Genomic DNA, 12,721 nt, shown 5'->3' with positions numbered 1-12,721 from the left:
GATGTTAGATAAAACGCTCAATACTCAATACTCAATACTAAATTCTAAATAAGATGAATTTAAAACTAAAAATATGGCGTCAACAAGATGCCAACACCAAAGGAAAGATGGTAGATTATCCAATCTCTGGAGTAGATTCGGATATGTCTTTCTTAGAAATGCTAGATGTTTTAAATGAAGAACTTGTAGCAAAAGGAGAAGAACCAGTTGAATTTGATCACGATTGTCGTGAGGGTATTTGTGGAGCTTGTTCGTTACAAATTAACGGAGAGCCACACGGACCAGATAGAGGTGTTACTACATGTCAGTTACACATGCGTATGTTTAAAGATGGTGATACAATTACAATTGAGCCGTTTAGAGCATCTGCTTTTCCTGTAATTAAAGATTTAATTGTAGACCGTTCTTCTTTTGATAGAATTCAGCAAGCAGGTGGTTTTATCTCTGTAAACACATCTGGAAATACAATTGACGCCAATGCAATTCCAGTAAATAAAGATAATGCAGACGATTCATTCAACGCAGCAACTTGTATTGGTTGTGGTGCTTGTGTTGCAGCTTGTAAAAACGCAAGTGCAATGCTTTTCACTTCAGCAAAAGTATCGCAATTTGCATTGCTTCCTCAAGGTAGAGTAGAAGCTACAGATCGTGTTTTAAACATGGTTAGACAAATGGATGAAGAAGGTTTTGGTAACTGCTCAAACACTGGAGCTTGTGAGATTGAATGTCCGAAAGGAATTTCTCTTGAAAACATTGCTCGTATGAATAGAGAATATCTTTCAGCAAACTTGAAGAAATAATATTTTTCAATATATAAAAGTAAAGGGTTAGGCAGTTAATGTTTAGCCCTTTTTTTATGATTAAAACTTCAAAATATCATAATAAAATCAAACAAAAAAGGTGAGTTCAAACGGACTCACCTTTTTTAATCTTAGCAAAAACTAATGGGGGAAATGTTCTTTATTGGGGCATTAGAACATTAAAAGTTTTTTGGCTATCAACATTAAATTTTTAATTAATGTAATTGTTCCTCTTACATTGCTTCCAACTACATTAAGAATTGATTGGCTTGATTGGTTGTCTTCATAGGTTAAAGCATGGTCTTGCATAATCTTAATGGTTAAGTAGGTTAGTAATATTTTTTAAACTTTGGAACATGAAACTATAACACTTTCTTTAAAAAATCACATTTATGTTGTGAATTCTTTAAAACTTGTTGTCAAATTAAATTTATACGATGTTTCGTACAAATGTTAATTTTTAACGATTGCAAATCTAAAATAAAAAACGAATTATCGGTTAAAAGCAATATTAAAATCGATGAAATACACATATTTTTTAAAATTGCTTTTTTCATAAATAGCAGGCTTTCCGAAGCAATTATGTTAAAGTAGAAATGAGTTTATTGTAATAATCTTTAAATGAGTGTGATATGTTTTTTGATGCTGAAAAAATATTAAAAAACCATCTCTGGAACATCACCATTGATGATAAGTGTTCCTTCCGTAGCATTTTTAATTTCATCAACTGAAACACCCGGAGCTCTTTCAAGAAGTAAAAATCCGTTTGGAGTTACCTCTAAAACAGCCAAATTGGTAACGATTTTTTTAACACATTGTACTCCCGTAAGTGGTAAAGTACATTTTTGTAGTAGTTTCGATTCGCCGGCTCTGTTGGTGTGCATCATAGCTACAATGATATTTTCTGCGGAAGCCACCAAATCCATAGCGCCTCCCATACCTTTTACCATTTTCCCTGGAATCTTCCAATTTGCAATATCTCCATTTTGAGCAACTTCCATAGCGCCAAGAATAGTTAAATCTACATGTTGCCCACGAATCATTCCGAAGCTTAAAGCAGAATCAAAAAAAGAAGCACCTTTTAAAGTAGTAATGGTCTGTTTTCCTGCGTTGATAATATCGGCATCTTCTTCGCCTTCGTAAGGAAACGGTCCCATGCCTAGTACGCCGTTCTCGCTTTGAAATTCAACCGAAATATCGTCACGTACAAAGTTGGCTACCAGCGTAGGAATTCCTATCCCTAAGTTAACGTAATACCCGTCTTTTACTTCTTTTGCTATACGTTGTGCTATTTGTTCTTTTGATAAACTCATAATTGATTTGTTAATTCGTGAATTGTACTGTTGCTTTGTGTTTTCAAGTAGCGCTTACGGTTTAGTTCTTACCGTACGTTGCTCAATACGTTTTTCGTACTTTTCCCCTTGAAAAATGCGTTGTACAAAAATCCCAGGAATATGAATTTCATTTGGGTCTAAACTCCCAGCGGGTAACAATTCTTCGACTTCGGCAACTGTTATTTTGGCAGCGCCACACATAGCCGAATTAAAATTTCGGGCGGTACCTTTAAAAATTAAGTTTCCTGCTTCATCGCCTTTCCAAGCTTTCACAAAAGCAAAATCAGCTTCAAAAGCATGCTCTAAAATATGTGGCTTCCCATTAAATATTCTACTTTCTTTGCCTTCGCCAACTTCTGTACCATAACCTGCAGGTGTGTAGAAAGCAGGAATTCCAGCTTGTGCAGTACGACAACGTTCAGCTAAAGTACCTTGTGGAATAAGCTCCACATCGAGTTCGCCGCTCAACATTTGGCGTTCAAACTCTTCATTTTCGCCCACATAAGACGATATCATCTTTTTTATTTGATGTTTTTGTAAAAGAAGTCCCAAACCAAAATCGTCTACGCCTGCATTGTTTGAAATACAGGTGAGCTCTTTTATGTTGAGTTTTACAAGTTGTGCAATGCTATTTTCAGGAATACCACAAAGTCCAAAACCACCCAACATAAAAGTCATGCCGTTTTGAACACCTTCAAGTGCTTTTTCTACAGATGCAACCGTCTTATTAATCATTTCTCAAAATTTTAGCTGAAAATTACGAATATTTCAAGAAATTCAACAGTGATTTTATAGAATTGTTGATGTGATAATTTGAAAAAGTTCTCTGGGTAAAGAATTTATACTGAAGAACAAAAAGTCTGATGAAATAAATGCACTAAACCTCTTCCGAAGTAACCAATATACAACCAGCTTTTTCCATTTGTAGTAATGCTTTTTCAGCGTCGTTTGGTTCGAGGTTTACACCTCTAATAGCATCCGTAAGTACAAAAGTTTTAAATCCTGCTTTTAAGGCATCTAGTGCAGTTGAAAGCACACAATAATCTGTTGCAATGCCACTTACGTAGACTTCGGAAATTTGGTGTTCTTTTAACTTTTCAGCTAAATCAAAATTTGTAGCTTCAAAAGCCGAGTAGCCATCGTCTATGGTACCAGTGCCTTTGTATGCTATGTCATTTATAATTTCTGCATTTAAAGCGTTATGAAAGTCGGCACCATGCGTATCTTGAACACAATGCGGTGGCCACTTGTCAAAATGTTTTGTTTTTGGCGGGTGCCAGTCTTTTGAAGCAATTACATAGTTAAATTTTGAAGCGATTTTATTGATAACAGGCGCAACTTCTTCGCCACCTTTGGCAGCCAAGACTCCTCCTGTACAAAAATCGTTTTGAACATCTACTATTAAAAGTGCTTTCATCTGTTTGAAGTATTATGGAATGAAAAAATTAAAAATTTGAACACCCGTAATGTATCATACCAAGATTAAAATGTCAGGTCGATCCTGCCTTTGTCGGCAGACAGGCGTAGTCGAAACCCTATTTAAAGCTTGTTAAGTTAAATGACCTCTCGACTACGCTCGAGGTGACAGTATATTATGATAGATTGTGGACAATCATATTAAAAATCAATATCAATTCCTTCGTTATAATCGGTATCGGTAGCTTCTGGGTCTTGTTCTTCTGGTGTGCTACAATCCACACGAATACTTAAATCGCTAGGTACTTCGAAAGCGGCAGTAGAAACATCCAAATCTTCATCGGCATAACATTTTTTCATGTATACTCCCCAAATAGGTAATGCCATACTTGCACCTTGTCCGTATCTAGTACTTGCAAAGTGAGTCGCACGATCTTCTCCACCAACCCATACACCGGTTACTAAGTTGGGAACCATTCCCATAAACCAACCGTCACTATTGTTTTGTGTAGTTCCTGTTTTTCCAGCTATAGGGTTTTTAAAATCGTAAGGATATCCTGTAATAATTTCTTTATACATGGTCTGATTTTTTGCCCAAGTACCTCTTAAACGAGCTCCAGAACCAGATTGCGTAACTCCTTCCATTAATTTAACCGTTGTATAGGCAACTTCTCTACTTAATACATCGCGAGTTTCTGGTACCGATTCGTACAGAACGGTTCCGTTTTTGTCTTCTATACGGGTAATCATCACGGGTTTTACATAAACTCCTTGATTGGCAAAAGTACCAAAGGCACCAACCATTTCGTATACCGAGATATCTGGCGTTCCAAGTGCAATTGATGGTAGCGCAGGAATTTCTGATTCTACACCCATCCTTTTAATAAGATTTACCACTGGCTGCGGACCAACCTTGTCCATTAATCGAGCTGTAATGGTATTTACAGAATTTGCCAAGGCATGCTTAAGCGTGTACATATCTCCTGAATAACCTCCGTTTGAGTTTTTAGGACACCACGGCTGAATATTTCCGTACTTATTTGCTTCGATACACGTATAAATATCTGGAAACTCATCGCAAGGCGATAAATGCAATTGGTCTATTGCAGTAGCGTACACAAAAGGCTTAAATGTTGAACCTGCTTGACGCTTTCCTTGTTTTACTTGGTCGTATTGGAAGTGTTTGTAATTGATTCCTCCAACCCAAGCTTTTACATGCCCCGATTGTGGTTCCATAGACATCATTCCGGTACGTAAGAAGTATTTGTAATATTTTAAAGAATCGAGTGGCGACATGATGGTGTCAATTTCTCCGTTCCAAGAAAATACCTCCATTGGTATTTTCTTTTTAAAAGAAGCAACAATTTCGTCGTCCGATTTTTTTAGGTCGTATTTCATGTGTCTCCAACGTTCCGACTGACGCATTGAACGGTCGTATACTTTCTCGATTTCTTCAGGAGTTAAATCTAAAAATGGAGCTGTTGGATTGCGCTCGTCTGTATTTTGTACAAAAAACTCAGCTTGCAAACGCTTCATGTGTTCGCTAACAGCTTCCTCAGCATAAGCTTGCATACGAGAGTCTATCGTGGTAAATATTTTTAATCCGTCGAGGTAAATATTGTATTTTTCGCCATCTGGACGGTAATTATCTTCGTCTGATGTCCATTGCTTCAACCACTCTCTTAAATATTCTCTGAAATAGGTAGCAATTCCTTCACGATGCGATTCTGGGTGGTAATCTATTTCTAACGGAATTGCAGTTAGCGAATCGCGTTCTTGTTCATTTAAAAAATCGTTTTTATACATTTGGTTGAGCACCACATTACGTCGGTTTGAAACACCAACAGGGTTTCTACGTGGGTTGTAAAGCGATGAGTTTTTGAACATTCCTACCAACATAGCCGATTGTTCAACGTTGAGGTTTGAAGGTTCTTCACCAAAATAAATTCGTGCTGCAGAGCGGATTCCGTCAGCATTATTACCAAAATCGTAAATATTAAAATACATGGCAATAATTTCTTCTTTGGTGTATTGGCGTTCGAGCTGAATTGCAATAATCCACTCTTTTATTTTTTGTAAAATACGCTGTACAATATTGGTAGAAGCCACACCAGTAAACAGCTGTTTTGCGAGCTGTTGCGAAATGGTACTCGCTCCACCTTTGGTTCCCATGTAAGCAACTGCACGAAGTGTCCCCCAGGCATCAATACCAGAATGGTCGTAGTAGCGTTCGTCTTCCGTAGCAATTAAAGCATTTACCAAGTGGTCTGGAAGTTCTTCAAAAGCAACAGGTGTTCTGTTGTCGTTTAAGTAATATTTTCCAAGTGTTTTTCCGTCAGAAGAAATAATTTCTGAAGCTAAATTGGTTTGCGGATTCTCTAGAATTTCAAAAGAAGGTAGCGCTCCAAAAACACCCCAAGATGCTAGTAAAAAAATAAGAAATACAAAGATAACTCCGGCTGCGAAAAGTCGCCAAAACCACACGATATACTTTCTAAAACCGGTAGTGTTTCCTTTAGTTTTTTTGTTTGATACTTTTTTTGCCATTTTATTTTTCAGCTGATTTTTCTATACTTATACCTACGTCTGTAATACCCTCTAAGGACTTTACGCCTGTTACAGAACCATTTTTACGCATTGCGTGCGCCACTGTAATACGGTAGTTTCCCATGCTCGGAAAAATTACATTTTCTTTGTAAAAAAGTTTATTCTCTTTTAAAGAAGAAAATCCTTTTCCTAGCCATTCTCCATTGGGTTTTGCCATTTCGTATTCCAAGGTGTCTGCTATTGTTTTCCCGTTAGGAAAATCCATATTTACGATTAAAAATAAATTGCTAAACTTATAATCGTTGTCGTTTCTAATATTGATAAATAGGTTATACGCTTGCAATGTGTCTTTTGGTTGAAACTCAAAAGTTACTTCGGCATCTTTGGCCCAATTTTTATGTATTGCCGTATACTCGTTATATACACTTTTACTATCTGTACAAGCTACAAATAGGGTTGTAAAAAGACATAAAAAAACAAGTTGTTTATGCATTATTGGATTTTTTCCTTCTGTTATTGTTATGACGTCTTTTTTTGTTTTTATTACGAGATTTCGACGCTTTTGGTTTGTCAAAACGTGTTAAACTATCTTGACCTACAACGTTCTCAAACTCGGTTTTAGTATCGGCAGTTAAGTCGAGTGCATATTCCTCTAAACTAACTACGGGTTGTTTTTTCTTATTTAAACTGATAATTTCTTTTACTTGCTCGGTGGTAAGCACAAACCAATTTGCCCATTCGCCATCGTAGCAGTACCACATAAGTTGCTTGAAAATGTCTATTTTCTGACAAACAGCGTCTCCTTTTTGCGTTTTTAAGCGTTGGTCTTGACTTGGGAATTCTGTCAAAGCATCGAGGTAAGCGTCGAGCTCGTAGTTTAGACAGCATTTTAATTTTCCGCACTGTCCAGCCAGTTTTTGTGGATTGAGCGAAAGTTGTTGGTAGCGTGCCGATGCAGTGTTAACCGACCTAAAATCAGTAAGCCATGTAGAACAACAAAGTTCTCTTCCGCAGGAACCAATACCTCCCAATCGAGCCGCTTCTTGTCGGTAACCAATTTGGCGCATTTCGATACGGGTGCTAAATGCACGTGCCATATCTTTTATAAGCTGACGGAAATCTACACGGTCTTCAGCAGTATAATAAAAAGTAGCTTTAGAGCCATCGCCTTGAAATTCTACATCAGAAATTTTCATCTGAAGCTTTAAACTAATTGCAAGCTCACGCGATTTTTTCTGAACTTCGGCTTCTCTATCTCTAGCTTCTTGCCAAATATCGATATCTTTTTGTGAAGCTTTTCGGTATACTTTCGGCAGATTTTCATCGTTAAAGTCTACCTTTTTCTTCTTCATTTGTACTTTAACCAATTCTCCCACAAGGGTAACTACACCAACATCATGACCAGGGGAAGCCTCTGTGGCTACCACATCTCCAATAGAAAGGGTTAAATTTTCTGAATTTCTAAAAAATTCTTTTCTACTATTTTTGAATCTAACTTCTACACAATCAAAAGGCTTTTGCCCGTTTGGTAGCGACATATTAGAAAGCCAATCAAAAACAGTAAGTTTATTACAACCATCGGTTCCGCAAGTACCGTTATTCTTACACCCACGTGGTTGCCCATCCTTACCGGTTGAACAACTGCTACATCCCATAATTTTATATATTGAAGAGCATACTTAAAAAAATATTTTTCTCGATACGCTCGTATGGTTCATAAATATTTTCCTCACTTGGTGAGTTGAAACACTTCAACAAAAACTTTAAAGTGTTTTATTTTCTTCTGAAGCCTTATTTTTTAATGTAAAGCAACATATTTTCATCTAGCTTAAACTACATGAATACGTAAAGATACTATTTTTAGTCTTTTTAAAATTTCTTCTACTTAAAAATTGTAAACAGACCTTCTAGCAATTCTTTTTATACTGAAAAAGGAGCGTTAGTTTTTGAATATCCGTAATGTATCATGCCAAGATTAAAATGTCAGGTCGAGCCTGCCTTTGTCGGCAGACAGGCGTAGTCGAGACCCTATTTAAAGCTGTTAAGCCAAATAACCTCTCGACTACGCTCGAGGTGACAGTATATTTTAACAGATTACAGACAATCATTTTACAAACAATCATAATTAGTTTTTATACTTTAAAGCTTCCGACCTTCCTTTTTTAAAGATTAAATTACTTACCCCTTTACCCTTGCGTAAAGCTTTTTGCTCTTCATACGGAAGGGCAACAATATCCATACACTCGTTAGAGCAACATTGATTCATTTTTTCGGCACATTCTTCACACTGAATAAAAAGTAGGTGGCAAGCTTCATTGGCACAGTTTACATGTGTATCGCACGGCTTTCCACATTGATGACAATGAGAAATAATATCTTCACTAATTCTTTCTGAACGGCGCTCGTCGAATACAAAGTTCTTCCCAATAAATTTGTTTTCAAGTGCGTTTTCTTCAACTTGACGTACGTAATTTATAATACCGCCCTCGAGCTGAAAAACATTTTTAAACCCTTTGTGTTTGTAGTATGCACTTGCTTTTTCACAACGAATTCCGCCAGTACAATACATTACCAAGTTTTTATCTTCTTTGTGCTCTTTTAAATCTTCTTCAATAATTGGTAAAGAATCTCTAAAAGTATCAACATCTGGTGTGATGGCGTTTTTAAAATGCCCAATTTCGCTTTCGTAATGGTTACGCATATCTACCAAAATAGTATTTGGGTCGTCTATAAGCTCATTAAATTTTTGAGCATCTACATGTTCTCCTTTGTTGGTAACATCGAAAGTATCATCGTTTAGTCCGTCTGCTAAAATTTTAGAACGCACTTTTATTTTCAGTTTTAAAAAGGCAAAATTATCGTGTTCTAAAGCGATATTTAAACGAACGTTTTCTAAAAATGTAATCGAATCAAGGTGTGCCTTAAAAGCATTAAACATATCGGCAGGTACCGATAGTTGTGCGTTTATACCTTCGTGAGCCACGTAAATACGCCCGAGTACATCGAGTTCGTTCCACGCTATAAATAAGTGGTTTCTAAAAACTTCTGGATTTCCAATTTTTGCGTACTTGTAGAAAGATATAGTAAGGCGCTCTTTTCCAGCTTCTTCTATGAGTTTTGCTCTTTCTTCGGCGCTTAAGTTATTGTACAGTTGCATGCTATACTATATTTAAGTTAAAGAATATTTTTTGCAAAAGTACGGATTTTTTATTGCTTTGGAATTATTGTGTTAGAAGTAAGAATGTATGTTGATTGAATAAAAGTTAATGAGTAAAAAAATAGAACCAGTTAAGGTTTCTAAAACCTTAGCTGGTTTTTCTTTTCGACTTTGCTCGGTTTCATAGTATTCTAAATAAAATGAATGTCAAGTTAGAAACCCCAAGGTTTTTAAAAACTTCCTTACCTTTAGTTGCAATCCGATTATAAAAACGCAATGAACATTGAAGAACTCTACAACTATTGTCTTTCCAAAAAGGAAGTTACCGAAGACTTTCCGTTTGACAAACACACGCTAGTTTTTAAAGTCTGTGGAAAGATGTTTGCGCTCTGCGGACTCGAAAAATGGGAAGCTGGCGAGAGAAGCATCAATTTAAAATGCAATCCCGAATGGGCGTTAGAACTTCGTACTTCGTATGAAAGTATTCAACCAGGCTATCATATGAGCAAAAAACATTGGAATACAGTTTTTTTAAATTCTTCAGAAATAACAACTTCATTTTTAAAAGAACTAATCGACCACTCTTACGAAATGGTTGTAAAAGGACTTCCGAAGAAAGTGAGAGATCAATTAATCTAGTTTTATTTATCAGTGTAAATTCACTTTAAAATTCATTTAAAATAATAAAAGGGATAATATTTGCATAATTGTGGGTAACATCCTTGAAACAAACTTTTACATATTGCCATAGCTTTGTAGTAAACATAAATTATAAAGCAATGCAGGTACAATGGGAAGGCGTAATGCCAGCAGTTACAACAAAATTTAATGAGAATGATACTTTAGACTTACAAATGTTTGAAGTAAATATTAAAGCACAACTTGAAGCGGGTGTAAACGGAATTATTCTTGGAGGTACACTTGGAGAAGCAAGTACTTTAACCGATGAAGAAAAAGTGACTTTAATTAGAGAGACGGTAAGAATTGTTGATAATAAAATTCCTGTTATCATTAATGTAGCAGAACAAACTACCAAAGGCGCAATTAAAGCTGCTGCAATTGCAAAAGAAAATGGAGCAAGTGGATTGATGATGCTTCCGCCGATGCGTTACAAAGCAAACGATTTTGAAACTGTTACGTATTTTAAAGAAGTAGCCAACAGCACCGATTTGCCAATTATGGTTTACAACAACCCAGTTGATTACGGAATTGAAGTTACACTCGATATGTTTGAAGAATTGTTGGAATGCGAAAACATTCAAGCAGTAAAAGAGTCAACACGCGATATTTCGAATGTTACACGTATAAAAAACAGATTTGGAGACCGTTTAAAAGTCTTAACAGGTGTTGATACACTTGGTTTAGAAAGTATCTTTATGGGTGCCGACGGTTGGGTTGCAGGTTTAGTTTGTGCTTTTCCAGCAGAAACAGTTGCAATTTATGAATTGGCAAAAGCAGGAAAAAATCAAGAAGCACTTGCTATTTACCGCTGGTTTTTACCATTATTGGAGTTAGATATCAATCCGCAATTGGTACAAAATATTAAATTAGCAGAAGTAGCAACAGGTATCGGTACAGAAACTGTAAGAGCACCAAGATTACCATTGCAAGGAAAAGAGCGTGAGCGTGTTTTAAAAGTTATTGAAAACGGAATGAAAAACCGCCCAACTTTACCAGATTACAAAGCATTGAGAGTTGCTACTGTATAGCTTTCAAGATAAATTTGATTATTAGTTAACAGCATAACATAAAAATATTTCGACTTTAGTGTTGAGGTATTCTAAAGCTCACTTTGTGAGTAAAGTCATTATTCCAAAAGTGAATTTCAACTTTTGGAGTAATGGCTATTCATATTTTAAATGATAAATAAAAAAGGTTTTAAAATGATTACAGGAAAAAATTATATTGGCGAAAAACTAACTGCAACAGGTACTAAAACCTATAAAACATTCAATCCGAAAGAGAATAAAGAAACCGAATGGACTTTTCATGAAGCTACAGCCGACGAAATAGACACTGCTGTTTCTTTAGCTTCGGAAGCTTTTCAGGAGTATAAAAACTTTTCAGGAGCAAAAAAGGCAAGTTTTTTAAATGCTATTGCTGATGAAATTGAAGCGCTAGGCGATGAACTTATCCATGCGTACATGGCAGAATCTGGATTGCCTGAAGGAAGAGCACGCGGAGAACGCGGTCGTACAATGGGGCAATTACGTGCTTTTGCCACTTTATTAGAAGAAGGTTCGTGGGTAGAAGCTACCATCGACACAGCACAACCAGATAGAGAACCGCTACCAAAACCAGACATTCGAAAAATGCTTTTTCCAATTGGTCCCGTAGTAGTTTTTGGAGCGAGTAACTTTCCGTTAGCATTTTCAACAGCTGGAGGCGATACAGCAAGTGCGCTAGCAGCAGGGTGCCCAGTAATTGTAAAAAGTCACCCAATGCACGCAGCAACAGGCGAGCTTGTAGCATCGGCAATAATAAAAGCTGCTCAAAAAACAAATATGCCAAATGGTGTTTTTTCGAACGTAAACAGTAGCGGAATTGAAGTTGGGCAACAACTTGTAAAACATCCAAAAGTAAAAGCTGTTGGTTTTACAGGAAGTATAAAAGGAGGAACAGCACTTTACAAATTGGCAAACGAACGCACAGAGCCAATCCCTGTTTATGCTGAAATGGGAAGTATTAATCCAGTGGTTATTTTGCCATCGGCACTCGAAGAAAAAGGGAGCTTTTGGGCAAAACAATATGCGGGGTCAATTACCGTAGGTGCAGGACAATTTTGTACCAACCCAGGTTTGTTATTGGCAGTTAAGAGTAATGCTCTAGATAGTTTTATTGCTGAATTAGGAAATGAAATTGCACAAATTGAACCAACCGCTATGTTGCATCCTAATATTTGCAAAGCCTACCAAAACGGAATCGAAACTGCCGCTGCACAAAGCAATACCAATGTTGTTGCAAGTTTTGATAATGAAGCTTCGCCTAACTTCGGAAAACAAAAAGTGCTTACTGTAACGGGAAGTGAATTTTTGAAAAACCCAGTGTTACATCAAGAAGTTTTTGGTCCGTATTCCATCGTTGTACAATGTGAAAATGATAGCGAATTACAACAAATTTTAGAAGCTTTAGAAGGGCAACTCACAGGAACGGTTTTAGGAAATAGCGACGAACTTGTAAGTAAATCAGTAATTATAGAGGCTTTAAAAGAGCGTGTTGGACGCCTTATTTTAAATAGTGTTCCAACAGGAGTAGAGGTTTGTCCGTCTATGCATCACGGAGGGCCTTTTCCTGCAACTACTAATGGTAAATACACTTCGGTTGGTGTGAGTGCAATTACGCGTTGGGTACGTCCAGTTGCATACCAAAACTGGCCATTGGAACTGTTGCCAGAAGCTTTAAAAAATGACAATCCGTTGCAAATTATGCGATTGGTAGATAGTGAATATTCTAAAAAATCAATTTAA

At 36.6% G+C, this 12,721-nt stretch carries 12 protein-coding genes; 4 read left to right on the top strand and 8 right to left on the bottom strand.

Features of this window, described 5'->3' with window-relative positions:
- The first annotated feature begins 53 nt into the window (after positions 1 to 53).
- Positions 54 to 800 (top strand): succinate dehydrogenase/fumarate reductase iron-sulfur subunit, encoded by a 747-nt coding sequence (locus tag JMA43_RS02125; RefSeq protein WP_342154463.1) that lies wholly within the window; start codon positions 54 to 56, stop codon positions 798 to 800.
- A gap of 171 nt (positions 801 to 971) precedes the next feature.
- On the opposite strand, the gene JMA43_RS02120 is transcribed toward JMA43_RS02125, so the two are convergent.
- From JMA43_RS02120 to trhO, 8 genes are all read right to left on the bottom strand, one after another.
- Positions 972 to 1,109 carry a hypothetical protein gene (locus JMA43_RS02120; protein WP_342154460.1) on the bottom strand — a complete coding sequence of 46 codons (138 nt, stop codon included), beginning with the start codon at positions 1,107 to 1,109 and terminating at the stop codon, positions 972 to 974.
- Positions 1,110 to 1,456: 347 nt separating this feature from the next.
- Complete coding sequence (locus JMA43_RS02115; RefSeq protein ID WP_342154458.1) at positions 1,457 to 2,113, bottom strand: CoA transferase subunit B; 657 nt, start codon at positions 2,111 to 2,113, stop codon at positions 1,457 to 1,459.
- A gap of 54 nt (positions 2,114 to 2,167) precedes the next feature.
- Complete coding sequence (locus JMA43_RS02110; protein WP_342154456.1) at positions 2,168 to 2,869, bottom strand: CoA transferase subunit A; 702 nt, start codon at positions 2,867 to 2,869, stop codon at positions 2,168 to 2,170.
- A 142-nt stretch (positions 2,870 to 3,011) separates the two neighbouring features.
- Positions 3,012 to 3,551, bottom strand: a complete 540-nt coding sequence (locus tag JMA43_RS02105; RefSeq protein ID WP_342154454.1) for a nicotinamidase — start codon at positions 3,549 to 3,551, stop codon at positions 3,012 to 3,014.
- A gap of 200 nt (positions 3,552 to 3,751) precedes the next feature.
- Positions 3,752 to 6,097, bottom strand: a complete 2,346-nt coding sequence (locus JMA43_RS02100) for a penicillin-binding protein 1A (protein ID WP_342154452.1) — start codon at positions 6,095 to 6,097, stop codon at positions 3,752 to 3,754.
- Position 6,098: 1 nt separating this feature from the next.
- The gene (locus JMA43_RS02095; RefSeq protein WP_342154450.1) at positions 6,099 to 6,590 is read right to left on the bottom strand and encodes a gliding motility lipoprotein GldH; all 492 of its coding nucleotides are present in this window, start codon (positions 6,588 to 6,590) and stop codon (positions 6,099 to 6,101) included.
- Entirely contained in the window at positions 6,583 to 7,752 is a 1,170-nt protein-coding gene (locus JMA43_RS02090; RefSeq protein ID WP_342154448.1) for a PSP1 domain-containing protein, read from the bottom strand. The genes JMA43_RS02095 and JMA43_RS02090 overlap by 8 nt, the downstream gene beginning before the upstream one ends.
- A 470-nt stretch (positions 7,753 to 8,222) precedes the next feature.
- Entirely contained in the window at positions 8,223 to 9,254 is a 1,032-nt protein-coding gene (gene trhO / locus JMA43_RS02085) for an oxygen-dependent tRNA uridine(34) hydroxylase TrhO (RefSeq protein ID WP_342154446.1), read from the bottom strand.
- 276 nt (positions 9,255 to 9,530) lie between these two features.
- On the opposite strand from trhO, the gene JMA43_RS02080 reads away from it, so the two are divergent.
- The 3 genes from JMA43_RS02080 to JMA43_RS02070 all read left to right on the top strand — a co-directional run bounded on the left by JMA43_RS02080 (position 9,531) and on the right by JMA43_RS02070 (position 12,721).
- On the top strand, positions 9,531 to 9,893 hold the full coding sequence (locus tag JMA43_RS02080) for an MmcQ/YjbR family DNA-binding protein (RefSeq protein WP_342154445.1): 363 nt from the start codon (positions 9,531 to 9,533) through the stop codon (positions 9,891 to 9,893).
- A gap of 140 nt (positions 9,894 to 10,033) precedes the next feature.
- Positions 10,034 to 10,963 carry a dihydrodipicolinate synthase family protein gene (locus JMA43_RS02075; RefSeq protein ID WP_342154443.1) on the top strand — a complete coding sequence of 310 codons (930 nt, stop codon included), beginning with the start codon at positions 10,034 to 10,036 and terminating at the stop codon, positions 10,961 to 10,963.
- A gap of 174 nt (positions 10,964 to 11,137) precedes the next feature.
- A complete protein-coding gene (locus tag JMA43_RS02070; protein ID WP_342154441.1) occupies positions 11,138 to 12,721 on the top strand; it encodes an aldehyde dehydrogenase (NADP(+)) in 1,584 nt (527 codons plus the stop codon).

This window comes from Joostella sp. CR20, from assembly GCF_038433465.1.
Classification (GTDB): Bacteria; Bacteroidota; Bacteroidia; order Flavobacteriales; family Flavobacteriaceae; genus Galbibacter.
This window is presented reverse-complemented; position numbering and strand designations above follow the sequence as displayed.